Consider the following 17,776-nt stretch of genomic DNA (forward strand, 5'->3'; position numbering starts at 1 on the left):
GCTCATCGTCGACGATGTGTCTGCCCAAGGCCCGCTTGGGCTGAAACTAGCTATCGGATTGGGCCGAGCGTGCCACGCGGTAGCGCGAGGTGCCGCCGCCTTTCTTCATGGTTTTTCCGGCAGCCGTGCGTTCGCGGCGTACTACCTTAGGGTCGGCCTGTAGCGGGCGGTAGATTTCCACCCGGTCCTGCTCGCGTAGTACGGTATCCAGCGTGCAGGGACGACCAAAGATGCCGATCTTGTTGATCTGCAAGTCCAGGCCGGGCAATTGCTCCAGCAGGCCCGAGGCGCGGATCGCATCTTGCGCGCTGCTGCCTTCGGGCAAGCTAAGGCTGATCAGGTATTGGAACTCCGCTTCGGCGTAAGCGACTTCGATTTGCATCTGTGTTTCCTCAGCCATGCCGGCGGTCGGCTTCTTTGACAAAGGCATCCACGAAGGTGCCGGCGATCTTGCTGAATACCGGCCCCACCAGCTTTTCCAGCGTGCCGCTGGAGAATTCGTAGTCGAGCTCGAATTCCACCTTGCAGGCGTCCTCAAGCAGCGCATGAAAGCGCCAGGCGCCGCTCAGGCTGCGGAAGGGGCCGTCCTTCAGCTCCATGCTGATCACCATGCCATCCTTGCGGTTCTCGGTGGTGAAGGCTGAGCGCAGGCCCAGGTAGTCGATGCCGATGGTCGCCACCGTCCATTCCGCATCGCGCAGATGCAGCTTGGTATCGCCGCACCAGGGCAGAAAGCGCGGGTAATCTTCGACCTTGTCGACCAGATCGAACATCAGCGCGGCGGGGTGGGGGACGAGTACGGATTTACGGACCTGGTGCATGATGCTCTGCGGAGATGAGTGGGGCTGCCGGGCAGCGCGGCTGATAGAATGCGATCTTCCTCGCGCCGCCGCTCGGCCGCGCATGCTAAGCCCCTGTTGGAACCTATGCAATTCGATCAAGACGATAGCTTCGATTTTATCCCGGAAGAACGTGAACCCGATGCCCAGCTGGCATCGATTCGTACGCCACCGCACTCGGTCGAGGCCGAGCAGTCGGTGCTGGGCGGCCTGCTGATCGAAAATCGTTCCTGGGATCGCATCGCTGACGTGCTGACCGAAAGCGATTTCTATCGTGACGATCACCGGGTCATCTTTCGCCATATCACCCGCCTGATCGAATCGGGCCGGCCGGCCGATGCGGTGACGGTGGCCGAATCGCTGGAGAACAATAACCAGCTCGAATACGTGGGCGGGCTCAGCTATCTGGCCTCCCTGGCCCAGAACGTGCCGAGCGCGGCGAATATGAAGCGCTATGGCGAGATCGTGCGTGAGCGCTCGATCATGCGCCAGCTGGCCACCATCGGCACCGAGATTGCCGATTCCGCCTTCAATCCGAGCGGGCGTGATGCGGCGGCGATTCTGGATGAGGCCGAGGGCAAGGTGTTCGAGATCGCCGAGCAGTCGGCGCGCGGCAAGCAGGGCTTTCTGGCCATGCCCGAGCTGCTCAAGGAAGTGGTCACCCGTATCGATGAGCTGTACAGCCGCGAGAACCCCGATGCGGTGACCGGTACGCCGACCGGCTTTACCGACCTCGACAGCAAGACCTCCGGCCTGCAGCCGGGCGACCTGATCATTGTGGCTGGCCGCCCGTCCATGGGTAAGACCGCCTTCTCGGTGAATATCGCGGAGAACGTGGCCATCGATGCCGGCAAGCCGGTGGCCATCTTCTCGATGGAAATGGGCGGCGCCCAGCTGGCGATGCGGATGATCGGCTCGGTGGGCCGGCTCGACCAGCACAAGATCAAGACCGGCCGCTTCGAGGATGATGATTGGCAGAAGCTCACCTACGCCGCCGGCAAGCTCTCGGAAGCGAATATCTTCATCGATGAAACCCCCGGCCTGACCGCGCTGGAGCTGCGTGCGCGCGCACGCCGCCTGGCACGTCAGTTCGACGGCCAGCTTGGCCTGATCGTCATCGACTATATCCAGCTGATGTCGGGCTCGGGCAAGGATCAGAACCGCGCCACCGAAGTGGGTGAAATCTCGCGTTCGCTCAAGGGCTTGGCCAAGGAACTCAAGGTGCCGGTGATTGCGCTGTCCCAGCTCAGCCGCTCGGTCGAACAGCGCCCCAACAAGCGTCCGATGATGTCTGACTTGCGTGAATCAGGCGCCATCGAGCAGGACGCCGACTTGATCATGTTCCTGTACCGCGACGAGTACTACAACCCGGATTCGCCCGACAAGGGCTTGGCCGAGGTGATCGTGTCCAAACACCGTAACGGCCCGACCGGCACGGTGCGGCTGACCTTCCTTGGCCACTGGTCGCGCTTCGAGAATGCCGCGCATGGCGGCTGGTCGGACGGCGAATAAGCGCTACACACGGGCTCACCGTCAAACAAAAAGGCGAACCGCGGTTCGCCTTTTTCATGCCCCGGCCCAGGCAGCCGGCTACTGGCTGAGCTGGCGCAGGCGGCGCAGCTTGTCGCCCTCATTCTTCAGCACCCAGGGGTCGCGCGCGAGCAGATTGAAGGCGCGCCCGAAATAGGGTCGCGCGTCCTCGCCGCGCCCGAGCGCCAGCAGGTTCTCGGCGACTTCCTCGTACACATAGCCATCTTCCTCGCCCAGCCCCTGCCAGGCTTGCTCAAGCGCCAGCTGGGTGCGCAGCGCGGCTTCCGGCTGCCCCATCACGCGCTGCAGCTTGGCCACGCTCCAGCGTGCAATCAGCAGCGGGCGGCCGGTCTGGCGTGCCTCATGCCAGGCCTGGGCTTTTTGCAGATAGGCGAGCGACTGTGGGTAGTCCTTCTGGTCGTAATACACCCAGCCCAGATTGTTGTAGAGCGAACCCAGCCAGCGCTGCGCGCGCGGGTCGTTGCTGCGCTCGGCCGCGGCCAGCGCTTTGCGGTTCCACTCCAGCGCCGCCTTGCCACCCTCGGCAATCGCCAGCATATGCAGGGCATCGATGGCCAGATAGTCGAGCTGCTGGCGCACCGCGAGCAGATGCGCGGCGCGGAACCAGCGCCAGGCACGTTTGCGCTCGCCGGCACTATTCCACAGCCGGCCGCGTTCCAGCACATAGCGCACGCACAGATAAGGCGCGCTGGCGGGCAGCTCGCTGCGCACGCGGTCCAGCGTGGCATGGGCATCGGGCATGCGGTTCTGCAGACCTTGGGCGCGGGCAAGCTGGGTCAGGACTTCCGTCGCGCTGGCCGCGTCGCTCGCCTGCTCGGCGCGAATCAGCTCGACGCGGAAGCGCTGTTCGGATTGGTCGGGCCGGTCGTAATTCCATAGCGCATCGATATCTGCCGCCTGCGCGAGCGTGGCAAGACCGAGCAGCAGGCCCAGGCGTAGCATCATCAATGGCCGGTCCGGATGAACTGGCTTTCGATCAGCTCATCGAGCAGATAGCTGAAGTCCTCGGCACTCTCCGAATCAGGCGCATAGCTGAACACGTCCTGATTCTTGCCGCTGCCTTCCATCACGCTCTGGCTCTCGAATACGCGGGTGCGGCAGAAGTCGCGCCCATAGCGATGTGCCAGTTCGGCCGCCACATGCTCGGAGGTGATATGCCCGCGCTGATAGCGGTTGATGAACACCTTGCGCGGCCGGTGCAGGCCCATGGCGGTCAGCCCGTTCAGGGTCTGGTCCAATTGCTGGGCGCCATTCATGGCCAGGTATTCGGCGGTGACCGGCACCAGCACCACGTCGGCGGCCATCAGGGCCGATAGCGACAGCACGCCCAGCATCGGACAGCAGTCGATCAGCACCGGCGTGCCGCCCGCCGCCAGCATCTCGTCCTGCATGGCTTTCTTCAGGCGACGCAGATCGCGGCGGTTCTGGCTGAGCAACATGTCCACCTTGGCCAGCTCCATATGCGCCGGGATCAGATTGACCTGATTGGGCAGCTCGGTGACCAGCTCGGACAGCGGGGTCTGGCTATGGAAGAAGCTGTAGACGGTGCGCTCGACGCGCGGCTTGAGGCCGGACAGCGTGGTCAGATGCGCTTGCGGATCAAGGTCGATGGCCAGGGGGGCCATGCCGTTGCGTGCCATGGCCGCAGCCAGATTGGCGGTGGTGGTGGTCTTGCCCACCCCCCCTTTTTGATTGAACACGGCGATAACGGTCATGGCGCTTTTCTGGTTGAACAGTGCTGGCTCGGGCTGGCTCTAGTGTAGCCGCGCATCCGCTGCTTGCTGCAATGAAAAGCCCGGCCAGTGCGGATCTGGCCGGGCCAAGGCTGGCAGACTTACAACACTTCGGCTGCGTGGTCGGCCAGGCGCGAGCGCTCGCCGCGTTGCAGGGTGATATGGCCGGAGTGACTCCAGCCCTTGAAGCGGTCGACCACATAGGTGAGGCCCGAGCTGCCCTCGGTCAAATAGGGTGTGTCGATCTGGGCGATATTGCCGAGGCAGACTACCTTGGTGCCGGGGCCGGCACGCGTGATCAGCGTCTTCATCTGCTTGGGCGTCAGGTTCTGCGCCTCATCGATGATGAGGAATTTGTTCAGGAAGGTGCGCCCGCGCATGAAGTTCAGCGATTTGACCTTGATGCGTGAGCGGATCAGGTCGCGTGTGGCGGCGCGACCCCATTCGCCCGATTCGCCATCGGTCTGGTTCAGCACATCGAGGTTGTCCTCCAGCGCGCCCATCCACGGCATCATCTTTTCTTCCTCGGTACCTGGCAGAAAACCGATGTCCTCACCCACCGGCACGGTCACGCGCGTCATGATGATCTCGGTGTAGCGCTTTTCCTCCAAGGTCATCATCAGCGCCGAGGCCAGCGTGAGCAGGGTCTTGCCGGTGCCGGCCTGGCCCAGCAGGGTAACGAAGTCGATGTCCGGGTTCATCAATAGATTGATGGCGAAGTTCTGCTCGCGGTTGCGTGCGGTAATGCCCCAGATCGCGTTCTTCGGATGGCTGTAGTCCTTGATCGACTCGAGGACGGCAGTCTTGCCCTCTACCGCCTTGACCATGGCCAGAAAGGGCTTGTCGCTGCCGTCCTGCCAGATCATCTGGTTGAGCAGCAGGCTGCTGCAGTCGGGCCCCTTGAGCTGGTACAGCGCGCGACCACCTTCCTGCCAGCTCTTCATGTCCTTGCCATTCTTCTCCCAGAAGTCCTGCTCGATCTCGCGCACGCCGGTGTAGAGCAGATCGGTGTCTTCCAGCACCTGGTCGTTGAAGTAGTCCTCGGCGGCCAAGCCCAGCGCGCGCGCCTTGATGCGCATATTGATGTCCTTGGACACCAGGACCACCTCGCGCTTCGGGTGCTGCTGAGCCAGCTGCATGACCACGGTCAGGATCTGGTTATCGGCCTTGCCCACCGGCAGGTCGGCCGGCAGCTCGATCTTGGTGGCTTGGGTCTGCAGGAACAGGCTGCCGGTGGCCATGCCCTTGGAGGGGCCGGCCAGCGACACGCCGTCCACGATCTGTGCCTCTTTGCCGCTGACGATATCGTCAAGGAAGCGACTGGCCTGGCGCGCATTGCGCGCCACTTCGCTCATACCCTTCTTGTGCCCGTCCAGCTCCTCCAACGTGACCATGGGCAGACAGATATCGTGCTCTTCAAAACGGAACAGGCTGGTCGGGTCGTGCATGAGCACATTGGTATCCAGCACAAAGAGTTTGCTGCTTTTGGCTTTACGGGCGGCGGCCATCTTCTTCCTCGGGCTAGGTGATAGGTCGGCGCGGAGCCGACATCGCAACCGGGCCGGCCCTACACACCGGCCCACAATGCAAAACGCCCGTCGCAGGGACGGGCGTTTCGCTTATTTCATGGCCTGCACAAAGGCCAGCACTTCACTGACATGGCCGGGCACCTTGACCCCGCGCCACTCGCGCACGATCTGCCCCTTGGCGTCGATGACAAAGGTGGAGCGCTCCACGCCCCGTACCTGCTTGCCATACATATTCTTCATCTTCATCACGCCAAACGCTTCGCACAGTGTTTCGTCCGGGTCGGACACCAGCTCGAAGGGGAAGCTCATCTTGGCCTTGAAGTTCTCGTGTGACTTCAGGCTATCGCGGCTTGCACCGAACACCTTGACCCCAGCGGCGGCAAAAGCCGCATGCTGGTCGCGGAAGTCGCTGCCCTCCACGGTACAGCCGGGGGTATTGTCCTTGGGGTAGAAGTAAAGCACGTAGGCCGTGCCGGCCAATGCGTGGGTGTCGAAGGTCTGCTCGCCGGTCATCGGCAGGGAAAGCGCAGGGACTGCAGTCATTACGTCCTCCGGTTTGATTTGATTGTGGTGAAAATCAGGGTGTCATACAAGCAGGCCGGCATGACGATTTCGTGTCGCTCAGCCGCGCTGCATGGAAGTGCTTGTTTTGATTCGAAAGCGGCCTGGCCGGCTGTTGCGCTTTGCTCAGCAGCGCAGGGCGGCAGGCACCCACTTACAGCGCGTCGAAAGGCCCGTACCAGGCATCGGTCAGCGGGCCGACTTCGACGGCTGCGCATTCCGGTCGCGCGCGTAACCAAGCCGCGACCTGGCCGCGATGCGCCTCGGTGGCCGAGGCATGGCCGTCATAATCGATCCAGCCACTGTCCAGCCCGCCGCCAAATACTAGCTGCTGTGCATCCACACATTCACGCAGGAAGTCTTCGAGCAGCGCCTCCGCGGCTGCGGCATTCGTGCCGGCTTGCAGGCTCACGCTCAATGCAAAGCCAAATTGCTGGAAGGGGCCGACATGCAGTTTTTTCTGCAGGCGCAGGCTACGGTGTTTGGCCATGGTGGTCTTTCGAATGGCTGCGCTTGCGCAGCGCAGGGTTGGGGGCGACGAGGGCATCTGGCTCACGCCGGGTTTACATCAGCTCGTGCAAGAGTTCCTTCACCCGCACCGCACGTATGGCCGGGTCGGGCAGGGCGCTTTCCACGCGCAGCTTGTCGGGGCCGGCCAGCTTGTAATTGCGCTTGCTCTGAATCAGCTTCATCACCTTGAGTGGATCGATGCTGTTCTGTGCGCCGAACTGCACCGAGATCGCCACTTCCGAGGCATCGAGCTTGAGCACGCCCATGGGCTTGGCCAGAAGGCGCAGGCGATGGCAGTCGAGCAGGATCTTGGCCGGCGTGGGCAAGAGGCCGAAGCGGTCGATCAGCTCCTGCTGCATATCGTCGAGCTCATCATTGCTATCGCAGTTGGCCAGGCGCTTGTAGATGACCAGGCGTTCATGCACATCGGGGCAGTAGTCCTCGGGCAACAGGGCCGGGCTGTGCAGATTGATTTCGGTGGCCACGCCGAGTGGCGCGTTCAGATCGGGCTCCACGCCCTTCTTCAGTGCCTTCACCGCCTCATTGAGCATGGCCGAATAGAGCGAGAAGCCGATTTCCTGCATCTCGCCGCTCTGGCCCTCGCCCAGCACCTCGCCCGCACCGCGGATTTCCAGATCGTGCATGGCGAGATAAAAGCCGGAGCCCAGTTCCTCCATCTGCTGAATCGCCTCGAGACGCTTCTGCGCCGAGGGTGTCAGTGTCTTCATGTCCGGCACCAGCAGATAGGCATAGGCCTGGTGGTGGGAGCGACCTACGCGGCCGCGCAGCTGGTGCAGCTGGGCCAGGCCGAACTTGTCTGCCCGGTTCATGATGATGGTGTTGGCATTCGGGATGTCGATGCCGGTCTCGATGATGGTGGTGCACAGCAGCAGGTTGAAACGCTGCTGGTTGAAGTCGCGCATCACCTGCTCGAGATCGCGCTCGCGCATCTGGCCGTGGGCGATGCCGATGCGCGCCTCGGGCAAGAGGGCAGATAGTTTCTCCTGCATATTGAGAATCGTATCGACCTCGTTATGCAGGAAGAACACCTGGCCGCCGCGCTTGAGTTCGCGCAGCACCGCCTCGCGGATCACCCCGTCGCTCCAGTTGGCGGCAAAGGTCTTGATCGCCAGGCGGCGGTTCGGCGCGGTGGCGATCACCGAGAAGTCGCGCAGGCCTTCCAGCGACATGGCCAGGGTGCGCGGAATCGGCGTGGCGGTCAGCGTCAGCACATCCACCTCGCTGCGCAGCGCCTTCAGCTGTTCCTTGTGGCGCACGCCAAAGCGGTGTTCCTCGTCGATGATGACGAGGCCGAGGTTCTTGAACTTCACCCCGTCCTGCACCAGCTTGTGGGTGCCGATCACGATATCGATGCTGCCGCTTTCCATGCCGGCCACTGCTGCGTCCACCTCCTTCTTGGAGCGGAAACGACTGAGTTCAGCCACCCGCACCGGCAGGTCGGCAAAACGGTCGGCGAAGTTCTGGTAGTGCTGCTCGGCCAGCAGCGTGGTGGGTACCAGCACCGCCACCTGCTTGCCGTCGGCCACCGCCACATAGGCTGCGCGCAGCGCGACCTCGGTCTTGCCAAAGCCGACATCGCCACAGATCAGCCGATCCATCGGCTTGCCGCTGGTCATATCGGCAATCACTGCCTCGATGGCGCCAGCCTGGTCGGCGGTCTCCTCGAAGCCGAAGCCGGCCGCGAAGGCCTCGTAATCATGCTGCTTGAAGCCGAAGGCATAGCCTTCGCGCGCGGCGCGACGTGCATACAGATTGAGCAACTCGGCCGCGGTATCGCGCACCTGCTCGGCTGCGCGGCGTTTGGCTTTTTCCCAGCTGCCCGAGCCGAGCTTATGCAGCGGTGCGCTGTCCTCGGCACCGCCCGCATAGCGGCTGATCACATGCAGCTGCGAGACCGGCACATACAGGGTGTCGCCGCCCGCATATTCCAGGTGCAGCATTTCGGTGCTGCCCTCGCCTAGGTCCATGCTGACGAGGCCCTTGTAGCGGCCGATGCCGTGCTGCTCGTGCACGACCGGGTCGCCGATCTTCAGCTCGGACAGGTCGCGCAGCATGCCTTCGGTATTGCTGCGTTTCTGCGCCTTGCGCCGGCTCAGCGTACTGCTCTGGCCGTACAGATCCGCCTCGGTGATCAGCGCGGTCTGCTTAGCGATGAAACCGGCCGCCAGTGGCGACACGCCAAGCAGCAGCCGGTCGTGCTTGCCGAAGAAATCGCCCCAGGCTTCGATCAGCTTGGGGGCGAGCCCGTATTCATTGAAGTACTGGCTCAGCGTCTCGCGCCGGCCCAGCGATTCGGCCAGCAGCAGCACGCGGCCTTCGAAGCCGTCAACAAAGGCTTTCAGCTTGGCGATCGGGTTCTCGGCGCGCCGGTCCACGCGCAGATCGGGCAGGGCCTGGCTGGCTTCGCGCCAGGCAGTGTCGGTCGCGTCTTCCACGGCCGGGCCGCCCAGCTGCAGCTCCAGGCGCCGGTAGGGCTTCATCAGCGCAAAGAAGCGGTCGGTGGCGGTGAACAGCTCATTGGGCGGCAGCAGCGGCCGGTCCTTGTCGCCGGCCAGCATCTTGTAGCGGCTCTGGGTATCGGCCCAGAAGCGCTCGCAGGCCTCCATCAGCTCGCCATGCTGGACCAGCAGCGCGTCGGGCCCCAGATAGTCGAACAGGGTGGCGGTGTGGTCGAAGAACAGCGGCAGGTAGTACTCGACCCCAGGCGGGATCAGGCCGTTGGAGATGTCCTTGTAGACGCGCGACTTGCTCGGGTCGCCTTCGAACACCTCGCGAAAGCGCGAGCGGAACTTGGCACGCCCGCCGTCATCGAGCGGAAACTCGCGGGCGGGCAACAGGCGGATCTCGGGTACCGGGTAGATCGAGCGCTGGGTATCCACATCGAAGGTGCGGATGGTCTCGATCTCGTCATCGAACAGATCGAGCCGGTAGGGCAGCGGCGAGCCCATCGGGAATAGGTCGATCAGTCCGCCGCGGATCGAGAACTCGCCCGGCCCATAGACCTGGGTCACATGGTTGTAGCCGGCGAAGGTCAAGTCGGCGCGCAGCTTCTCTACATCCAGCTTGCTCTTGGCGCGCAGCATGAAGGTGTAGGCGGTCAGGTACTCAACCGGCGGCAGCGGCATCAGCGCGGTCTGCGCCGGCACGATCACCACATCGGCCGCATGCTGGCGTATCTGCCATAGCGTGGCCAATCGCTCCGAGATCAGATCATGGTGGGGCGAGAAGCTGTCGTAGGGCAGGGTTTCCCAGTCGGGCAGCAGCACCACGCTTTTATTGGGCGCGAACCAGGCAATCTCATCCTTCAGGCGCGCCGCGGTCTGCGCATCGGCGCTCAGCACCACCAGCGGGCGTACCTTGCTGCACAGATCGGCCAGCAGGCTGGCATCGCCGGAGCCAGCAGGCAATGCCAGGCGGGTGCGTTGACCGGCGGGTGGGAGCGTAGGGAAGGGCAGCAACGGCATGGCGCGGACGACGGTTGACGGCAGAAGCGGGCGATTATAGCCCTGTGGCTTGTCCGCATTGCCTTTGTGTAGCCCGCGCGGCGACATTCTCTGGGCATGAGGCCTGACACGACGCCTGTTGATGTGCCTTGATCACCCAGGGCTTACTCAGGCGAAAACGTCAGGTCCTTTCGACTGGTCGGCCGCGGTCCTGTTATGGCTACTCGGCTTGCTCGGGAAACCAGACTGCCCCTTGCAAGGCTGAGGCGGGCAGGGTGAATTGCCGCAGCGGCTTGAGCATCTGGCCCGCAGTGCCGCTGTCGGGTTCCGAATCTGGCGCTGGCTTGTTGGCCAGTATGGGCTGGATGCAGGACTCGCGTGCTTGCGCAACCAGCTCCGCCTTCGCAGGCTGCCGATGACCGAAGCGCCCACCTTGGATATACAGCGTGTCGCGCTTGAGTTCCGCTTCTGCATCCAGCAGCGCCTCGGCCTGCGCGGCGTCGAAGCCCACACGCAGTTGCTGACCCGGCTTCAGTGGGTATTGGCTGACCTTGAGCAGGCCGGGCTGACCCGATGGCGTGAGTTCAAGTTGGCCGAGGTAGAAGTAGCGTGCCTGTGCCTTCGCCAGGGCCGGGGTCAGGTAACTCTCCGACCAGCTCGACTTGTCTTCCACAAAGAGCGGGCGCAGCGCGCCAGGGAGGTTCTCATCGGTACCGATGGCAAAGCCAGGACGATTGGCTTCCGACAATGAGTAGCCGTGAAAATCGAACTGCACCTTGCCCGCTTCGCCCGGCGTGGCGCTGAGCAAGACCGGAAACAGCGGTTGGCTGGCGCGCTGCTCGGTTAGCCGTATGCGGCTTGCCTGGCCTGGCACAGCTTGCCAATGGCCAGCGAGCAGACGATCCCGTGCGCCGCCCATAAAGCTGTAGCAGAAGGTGTGGTCGTCCGTGAGCAGCAGTTGCGCCAGCGTGTCGACCGAAGACTGCTTGTATTCACCCACAAAGGCCTGTTCAGCGGCGCTGAGCGGTTTGGCCTGGCAGAGCATGGGAAGGCTGCAGCTGAAAGCAAGCGCAAGGCGGGTCCAGCCTCGCTGTGGCATGCGGTACATGGGGTGTTCCTTGGGGAGTAATGAGTAGTAGCTAGGGGCGTGCCTGTAGCCAGGTCAGGAATTCATCGCCGGGCATGGCGCGCGCATAGCGCCACCCCTGCGCCTCGCAGCAGCCCATATCGAACAGGCAAGTGGCCTGCTCGGCGGTTTCCACGCCTTCGGCGATCAAGGAAAAGCCCAGACTGCTGGCCAGGCCAACGATGGCGCGGCAGATGGCCATATCGCCGCTATCGCTGGGCAGGCCACGCACGAAGCTCTGGTCTATCTTCAGCCGGTCTATGGGCAGGCGCTTCAGATAGGCAAGCGAGGAGTAACCGGTGCCAAAGTCGTCGATGGCCAGCTGCACGCCCAGCGCCTTCAGGGCGCGCAGGCGCATGGCCACCGCATCGATATGCTGCATGACCACGCTCTCGGTCACTTCCAGCTCCAGGCATTCCGCGGCGAGGCCGGTTTGGTGCAGGGTCTTTTCCACCAGGCGGGGCCAGTTCTGGCGCTGAAACTGCACGGCCGAGACGTTGACCGCCACCCGTAGTGGCCTGGCCCGCCCCTGGTTCCAGCGCGCGGCCTGCCGGCAGGCTTCGGCCAGCACCCATTCGCCTATCGGCAGGATCAGACCGGACTCCTCGGCCACCGGAATGAACTTGGCGGGCGATACCGGCCCCAGGGTGGGGTGAGTCCAACGCAGCAGGGTTTCCATGCCGATCACCCGTTCGCTGCGCATATCGATCTGCGGCTGGAAAGCCAGCCACAGCTCGCCATTATCGATCGCGCGGCGCAGGTCCTGTTCGAGCTCGAAGGGTGCGCTGACGTCCTGCGACAGATCGGGCGTATAAAGGCGCAGCGTATCGGTGCCCTCGCGCTTGCAGCGCTGCATAGCGGCCGTGGCATGGCTGAGCACGCTGATCGCATCCTCGCCATGCTCGGGGAAACACACCACGCCGATGCTGGGACGGATCATCAGCGTGTCATTGTCGAGCAGGAACAAGGCGTTGAAACAGGCCGATACGCTGCGCGCGGCCCGTAGCACGTCTTCCAGCGTGTGCATGCCGGGCACGGCGATACCGAACTCGTCGCCGCCCAGGCGGCCGATCAGCGCGCCCTTCAGGTTCAGGCTTTGCAGGCGCTGGCCGATCTGGCTGAGCAGTACATCGCCCTTTTCCCGCCCATACACCTGGTTGATCACCCGCAGGCGGTTCAAATTCAGCACGGCCACGGCGGCGCGCCCCTTGTGGGCTCGCACCTCCTGCAGCAGGCCGACCAGGCGGGCGCGGAATACCTCGGCATTCAGCAGGCCGGTCAGCAGGTCGATCGAGGTCAGCTCGCGGATGCGTTGCTCGGCCTCCAGACGCTCGCTCAGGTCGCTGAACACCGCCAGATAGTTCTCGATCTCGCCGCGCTCGCCGCGTACCGCCGAGATGGTCAGCCATTCCGGATAAAGCTCGCCGCTCTTGCGCTTATTCCAGATTTCGCCGCGCCAGTGGCCGGACTGATGCAGGCGTTGCCACATGCTTTGGTAGAAGTCGCGCCCGTGCCGGCCCGAGGCGATTAGGGACGGGGTCTGGCCGAGCGCTTCGGCCTCGCTGAAGCCAGTGATCTCGCAAAAGCGCGGGTTGACTGCGACGATGCGTGCGGCGGCATCGGTAACGATCACACCATCGTTGGCGCGCTCGATTAGCCTGTCCATCAGACGCAGGCGCTTGAGCCGCTGCAGATGCCCAAGGCCAAAGGACACCGTCTCGGCCAGCTGCAGCAGCAGCTGACGCCGCTCGGCATCGAAGAATTGGGGTTGGCTACAGCCCAGGGTCAACGTGCCGATGAGTACGCCATGGCAGTACAGCGGCAGCGCAGCAAATGCCTGCAGGCCATGCGCAGCATAGCGGCTACGAAACGCCTCGAAGCCGGGCTCATTGTGCAGGTCATCGCAAAAGCAGGCGCTGCGCGCCAGCACGGCACGCAGCGACACCGTGGCGGCATCCGGCGAGCTCGGATCGGCCGAGAGCGCCTGCTCGTACAGTGCGGCGGCCGGCCCCAGCGCACAGGCCGGAGTCAAGCTGTGCTGCTTGGCATCGAGCAGCACCACGGCCGCCACTCGCACCGCAGCATGGTCGAGCAGCGCGCGGCAGCTGCTCTCGAACAGCTGGGCCTGGTTTTCGGCGCGCATGGCCGCGGCCGAGACGGTGGACAGCGCCTGGTAGAAGCTGCTCAGCGCGGCAATGCGCTGGCTGTCCTGCTGATTGCGGCGCTGTACGCGCCGGATCAGCCAGTGCAGCGTGGCGCCAGTCGCGAGCACGAAGAGAAAGCCCTTGAAGGTCTGCAGCCAGGACTGCATGGCCGGCGAGGGAATCGCCCAGCGCAGCAGTTGGTCGGAAAAGGCAATCCAGGCCAGCGCGATCAGCACATAGATCAGGCTGGGCGGCAGCCAGCGCGTCAGGCTTGCGCCTTGGTCGGTTTCGGCTTCGGATGGGGCGGAATGGGCCAAGCGCGCAGCTCCTATGTTGCCTGTCCGCATGATAGCCGGCCTGAGCAGAAAGATCGGCTGGTCCGGCTGCCTATTTCACATACAATCCCAGCCCGAGACATAAAACCGAGGTCTGGCGGCCATGACTGCCGGATCCGACACAAGAGCGCGATGGAGAAGATGAACCGACCTCTGCCGGCGGCCTACCTAGGCTTGCTGGCCACGGCTGCCGTACTGGCCGCGCCCTGGCTGCCCTGGTGGTTGCTGGGTGGCCTGGCGCTGGGCCTGGGTTTGGCGGTGTGGGGTGTGGCCAAGGGCAGTTCGGCCCAAGCGGAAGCCGGCGCGCTCGATCATCTGGCCGGTTTTGTCGAGCAATCGCTGGTTGGTGTCTATCTACTTGATGCGGACCGCATCATCTACGGCAACCAGGCCATGGCCGATATGCTAGGCATCGCGCGCGAGGCGCTCAGCGATCTGCCGCTCAGCCAGATCATCTACCCGGCCGATTTGAACCTGGTGCGTGAGAATGTGCGCCGCCGCCTGAGCGGCGAGCTGCGCAGCCTGCGCTACGGCTTCCGCTTTCTGCGCGCCGACGGCACGCTTGGCCATTGCGAGGTACATAGCCGGGTCACCCAGATGCAGGGGCGTGCGCTGGTGGTCGGGGTGATGATAGACGTGAGCGAGCGAGCCGAGGCGCAGCAGGAGCTGGCGCTCTATGCACGCGCTTTCGAGGCCAGCGGCGAGGCCATGCTGGTGACCACGGCCGACGGGCGCATCGTGGCGCTCAACCCGGCCATGCAGGCCCTGGCCGGCCAGCCGCGCGAGGCCTTGCTCGGCCAGCTTGCGCTGAGTCTGGAGGCGGACGCGGCCTCTGCCGGGCTGGCACAGATCATTCAAGCGGCCGAGCAGGCCGGGCGCTGGCAGGGCGAATACTGCCTGCAGAGCCGGCAGGGCCTGCGCCATAGCACCATGCTGTCCATCAGTGCCCTGCGCAATGCCGAGCAGGCGGTCACCCACTATGTGGCCATACTCAGTGATCTATCCCAGGCCAAGGCAGCCGAGCGCGCCTTGCAAGAGTCGGAGCGCAAGTTCCGCGCCTTTGTCGAGCTATCGCTGGTCGGCATCTTCGTGATCCAGGCCGGCCGGCTTGTGTATGCCAACCCCAAGCTGCTGGAGATGCTTGGCTATGCCAGCCTGGATGCGCTACCGCAGCGCACGCTGAGTGCGCTGAGCAGTCTGGACACCGCCGGCGAGCCGGACAGCCTGCGCTACACCTTCCGTCTTGAACACTGCGCCGGCCATGCGCTGTGGCTGGAGGCGCATGGTCGCCATTTCGACTACGAGGGCCAGCCAGCGGTGATCGGCACCGCGCTGGATGTCAGCCAGCGTGTGGAGTCGGAGCGTCAGGGGCGCTTGGCCGAGCGGGTGTTTGAATCGGCCTCCGAGGGCATTCTGATTACCGATGCCGATAATTGCATTGTGGCGGTGAACCCGGCTTTCACCCGCATTACCGGCTATGAGCCTGCCGATGCGCTGGGTAAGCATTCGCGCATGCTGATGGGGCAGGGCTCGCGCGCGGCCTTCAACCAGGACATGCGTGAGCACCTGTTCCGCGATGGTTACTGGCAGGGCGAGATGCGCGACCGGCGCAAGAATGGCGAGTGGTATCCGGTCTGGATGTCGATATCCGCCGTGCGCGACGAAGCCGGGCAGATCTCCAATTTCGTCGGCGTGTTTACCGATTACACCAGCCGCAAGGAAACTGAGAACCGCCTGCACTACCTGGCCAACCATGATGGCCTGACCGGCTTGCTGAATCGGCACGGTTTGCTGAGCAGCCTGCGCCACGAGGTCGAACAGGCGCGTATCCAGCGCGAGCAGCTGGCCGTGCTATTCCTGGATCTGGACCGTTTCAAGGCGATCAACGACACGCTAGGCCACGGTGCGGGCGACCGCCTGCTGGTGGCCGCCACTGAGCGCCTGCGCTATCAGCTGAAGAACCGTGATCTGATCGGCCGGCTGGGCGGTGACGAGTTCACCGTGGTGCTGGACGGGATCGCCGGGCCGGAAGTGGCGGTCGAGGTCGCGCAAAGAGTGGTGCGTGCCATGGCCCAGCCCTTTGTTATCGATGGCCACGAGATGTTCGTCACCGCCAGCGTGGGTGTGGCGCTGTATCCGGGCGATGGCGCCGATGCGCAGACGCTGCTGAAGAATGCGGATATCGCCATGTACCAGGCCAAGGAGCGTGGCCGCAGTACCTATCAGTTCTTCGACAAGGCGATGAATGCCCAGGCCTTCGAGCACCTGTTGCTGGAGAACAGCCTGCGTCATGCGCTGGATCGCGGCGAATTCGAACTTCACTACCAGCCCCAGGTGGCCACCCAGAGCGGCGAGATCGTCGGGGTCGAGGCCCTGATCCGCTGGCGCCATCCCGAGCTGGGCCTGCTTAGTCCGGCCAAGTTCATCCCGCTGGCCGAGCAGAACGGCCTGATTGTTGCGATAGGCAGCTGGGTGCTGGAAGAAGCCTGCCGGCAGGGGCGGGCCTGGCTGGATGCCGGCCTTGGCCTGCAACATATCGCGGTCAATCTGTCCGCGCGCCAGTTCGCCAGCGGCGACCTGCTGGATACCGTGGACGCAGCCTTGCTCGATAGCCAGCTGCCCGCCGCCATGCTCGAGCTGGAGATCACCGAGAGCACCATCATGCAGAACCCGCAGGAGGCGGCCGTCCTGCTGCAGCGCCTGCGCGAGCGGGGCGTGGTGCTGTCCATCGACGACTTCGGCACCGGTCACTCATCGTTGGTCAGCCTCAAGCAGTACCCGCTCGACAGCCTGAAGATCGACCGCGGCTTCGTGCAGGGCCTGCCTAACGACGAGGACGACCAGGCGATTACCGAAACCATCATCGCGATTGCCCGCAAGATGCGCCTGAAAGTGGTGGCCGAGGGCGTGGAGACGCCCGAGCAGCTCGCCTATCTGCGCGATGCCGGTTGCGAGCTGGCCCAGGGCTATCTGCTAGGTCGCCCGCAGCCCGCCTATGTTTTGCAGTCGCTGCTGCAGCGTCGCGAGCCGGGCCAACTGCCTGGCGCCAACTAGCTTTTTCAGACCAGCGCAAAACCACACAGGGAGAAGTTCGGTTAAGATTTGCGCTTAATCAAGCAAGCGATTGATAGTTTATGTTCATGCGCGAACTCAGTCAGCACGAAAAGCCCGCCCTGCATTTCTCGCACGCCAACAGCTTTCCGGCCGGCAGCTATCGCAAGTTCCTCCAGTATTTCGAGGCCGATTACGACCTCGGCTTCATCGAAATGCTCGGGCATAACCCGCATTTCCTGGTCAGCGATTGCTGGCCGGCGCTGGTGGAAGAATCGCTCACCTATATCGAAGCGCGTTACAGCCAGCCGGTAATCGGGCTCGGCCATTCGCTGGGCGGTTTTCTGTCCTTCATGTGCGCGCTGCGCCGCCCCGAGCTGTTCCGCGGCGTGATCCTGCTCGATTCACCTATCTTCAGCCGGCGCGTATCCAGCATGTTGTGGCTGGGCAAACGGCTGGGCTTCATCGATCGCATCACCCCCGGCCGCGGCACGTTGCGCCGCCGCCGTGAGTGGCCATCGGTGGAGGATGCTTACCGGCACTTCCAGGGGCGCGGCATGTTCGCCAGCTTTGACCCCGACTGCTTGCGCGACTATGTGCTTGCTGGCACCGAGCCGAGCGCGCAGGGCGTTAGCTTGAAATTCGACCCGGCGGTCGAACACGATATCTACTGCGGCCTGCCGCATATCTTCCCGCGCTTTCGCGGCCAGCTGCGCGTGCCCACCATCTTCATCGGCGGACGCAGTTCCGAGTATGTGCGCCGTGCCGATCTGAACCATATGCAGCGGCATTTCGGCATTGAAATCCAGCAGATCGAGGGCGGGCATCTTTTCCCCTTCGAGCAGCCGGCTACCACGGCCAAGGCAGTGAAAAACGCGCTGGCCCGTCTGGCCGCCCTCGCGCCGCAACAGGCCAAGTCTTAGCCCGCCTACT

13 protein-coding genes are annotated in these 17,776 nt (G+C 63.8%); 3 read left to right on the forward strand and 10 right to left on the reverse strand.

Annotated elements, in window-relative coordinates; translation table 11 throughout:
• Nucleotides 1–46: 46 nt before the first annotated feature.
• Both BT173_RS11915 and BT173_RS11920 read right to left on the reverse strand, forming a co-directional pair.
• The gene (locus BT173_RS11915) at nt 47–382 is read right to left on the reverse strand and encodes an RnfH family protein (protein WP_245794171.1); all 336 of its coding nucleotides are present in this window, start codon (nt 380–382) and stop codon (nt 47–49) included.
• Nucleotides 383–392: 10 nt separating this feature from the next.
• Entirely contained in the window at nt 393–821 is a 429-nt protein-coding gene (locus BT173_RS11920) for a type II toxin-antitoxin system RatA family toxin (RefSeq protein WP_072428893.1), read from the reverse strand.
• Nucleotides 822–926: 105 nt separating this feature from the next.
• Here BT173_RS11920 and dnaB point away from each other — a divergent pair, with 105 nt between their 5' ends.
• Nucleotides 927–2,351, forward strand: coding sequence for a replicative DNA helicase (gene dnaB, locus BT173_RS11925; protein ID WP_072428894.1), 1,425 nt, complete (start codon nt 927–929; stop codon nt 2,349–2,351).
• 78 nt (nt 2,352–2,429) lie between these two features.
• Here the strand turns inward: dnaB and BT173_RS11930 are convergent, their stop codons facing one another.
• The 8 genes from BT173_RS11930 to BT173_RS11965 all read right to left on the reverse strand — a co-directional run bounded on the left by BT173_RS11930 (nt 2,430) and on the right by BT173_RS11965 (nt 13,774).
• Complete coding sequence (locus BT173_RS11930) at nt 2,430–3,335, reverse strand: tetratricopeptide repeat protein (RefSeq protein ID WP_084658501.1); 906 nt, start codon at nt 3,333–3,335, stop codon at nt 2,430–2,432.
• On the reverse strand, nt 3,335–4,105 hold the full coding sequence (locus BT173_RS11935; protein WP_072428895.1) for a ParA family protein: 771 nt from the start codon (nt 4,103–4,105) through the stop codon (nt 3,335–3,337). Before BT173_RS11935 ends, BT173_RS11930 begins: the two co-directional genes overlap by 1 nt.
• 119 nt (nt 4,106–4,224) lie before the next feature.
• A complete protein-coding gene (locus BT173_RS11940) occupies nt 4,225–5,631 on the reverse strand; it encodes a PhoH family protein (protein ID WP_072428896.1) in 1,407 nt (468 codons plus the stop codon).
• Nucleotides 5,632–5,742: 111 nt separating this feature from the next.
• A complete protein-coding gene (locus BT173_RS11945) occupies nt 5,743–6,195 on the reverse strand; it encodes a peroxiredoxin (protein WP_072428897.1) in 453 nt (150 codons plus the stop codon).
• A gap of 172 nt (nt 6,196–6,367) precedes the next feature.
• On the reverse strand, nt 6,368–6,703 hold the full coding sequence (locus tag BT173_RS11950; protein WP_072428898.1) for a YggL 50S ribosome-binding family protein: 336 nt from the start codon (nt 6,701–6,703) through the stop codon (nt 6,368–6,370).
• A 73-nt stretch (nt 6,704–6,776) separates the two neighbouring features.
• Nucleotides 6,777–10,208 carry a transcription-repair coupling factor gene (mfd, locus tag BT173_RS11955; protein ID WP_072429028.1) on the reverse strand — a complete coding sequence of 1,144 codons (3,432 nt, stop codon included), beginning with the start codon at nt 10,206–10,208 and terminating at the stop codon, nt 6,777–6,779.
• Between the two features lie 199 nt (nt 10,209–10,407).
• The gene (locus BT173_RS11960; RefSeq protein ID WP_139256134.1) at nt 10,408–11,232 is read right to left on the reverse strand and encodes a hypothetical protein; all 825 of its coding nucleotides are present in this window, start codon (nt 11,230–11,232) and stop codon (nt 10,408–10,410) included.
• 94 nt (nt 11,233–11,326) lie between these two features.
• Nucleotides 11,327–13,774 (reverse strand): putative bifunctional diguanylate cyclase/phosphodiesterase, encoded by a 2,448-nt coding sequence (locus BT173_RS11965; protein WP_072428900.1) that lies wholly within the window; start codon nt 13,772–13,774, stop codon nt 11,327–11,329.
• A 159-nt stretch (nt 13,775–13,933) separates the two neighbouring features.
• On the opposite strand from BT173_RS11965, the gene BT173_RS19655 reads away from it, so the two are divergent.
• Together BT173_RS19655 and BT173_RS11980 are read left to right on the forward strand one after the other, a co-directional pair.
• Entirely contained in the window at nt 13,934–16,846 is a 2,913-nt protein-coding gene (locus BT173_RS19655) for an EAL domain-containing protein (protein ID WP_217651459.1), read from the forward strand.
• Nucleotides 16,847–16,926: 80 nt separating this feature from the next.
• Nucleotides 16,927–17,766 (forward strand): alpha/beta fold hydrolase, encoded by an 840-nt coding sequence (locus tag BT173_RS11980; RefSeq protein ID WP_217651460.1) that lies wholly within the window; start codon nt 16,927–16,929, stop codon nt 17,764–17,766.
• Nucleotides 17,767–17,776 lie beyond the last annotated feature (10 nt).

It is taken from the genome of Chitinimonas taiwanensis DSM 18899, assembly GCF_900119825.1.
GTDB classification, from domain to species: domain Bacteria; phylum Pseudomonadota; class Gammaproteobacteria; order Burkholderiales; family Chitinimonadaceae; genus Chitinimonas; species Chitinimonas taiwanensis.

Excerpts from the sequence above, each read along its gene's own strand:
- BT173_RS11920 (WP_072428893.1), bottom strand. The coding sequence starts at position 821 with ATGCACCAGGTCCGTAAATCCGTACTCGTCCCCCACCCCGCCGCGCTG.
- BT173_RS11945 (WP_072428897.1), bottom strand. The coding sequence starts at position 6,195 with ATGACTGCAGTCCCTGCGCTTTCCCTGCCGATGACCGGCGAGCAGACC.
- mfd (WP_072429028.1), bottom strand. The coding sequence starts at position 10,208 with ATGCCGTTGCTGCCCTTCCCTACGCTCCCACCCGCCGGTCAACGCACC.
- BT173_RS11960 (WP_139256134.1), bottom strand. The coding sequence starts at position 11,232 with ATGCTCTGCCAGGCCAAACCGCTCAGCGCCGCTGAACAGGCCTTTGTG.
- dnaB (WP_072428894.1), top strand. The coding sequence starts at position 927 with ATGCAATTCGATCAAGACGATAGCTTCGATTTTATCCCGGAAGAACGT.
- BT173_RS11915 (WP_245794171.1), bottom strand. The coding sequence starts at position 382 with ATGCAAATCGAAGTCGCTTACGCCGAAGCGGAGTTCCAATACCTGATC.
- BT173_RS11940 (WP_072428896.1), bottom strand. The coding sequence starts at position 5,631 with ATGGCCGCCGCCCGTAAAGCCAAAAGCAGCAAACTCTTTGTGCTGGAT.
- BT173_RS19655 (WP_217651459.1), top strand. The coding sequence starts at position 13,934 with ATGAACCGACCTCTGCCGGCGGCCTACCTAGGCTTGCTGGCCACGGCT.
- BT173_RS11980 (WP_217651460.1), top strand. The coding sequence starts at position 16,927 with ATGTTCATGCGCGAACTCAGTCAGCACGAAAAGCCCGCCCTGCATTTC.
- BT173_RS11950 (WP_072428898.1), bottom strand. The coding sequence starts at position 6,703 with ATGGCCAAACACCGTAGCCTGCGCCTGCAGAAAAAACTGCATGTCGGC.
- BT173_RS11930 (WP_084658501.1), bottom strand. The coding sequence starts at position 3,335 with ATGATGCTACGCCTGGGCCTGCTGCTCGGTCTTGCCACGCTCGCGCAG.
- BT173_RS11935 (WP_072428895.1), bottom strand. The coding sequence starts at position 4,105 with ATGACCGTTATCGCCGTGTTCAATCAAAAAGGGGGGGTGGGCAAGACC.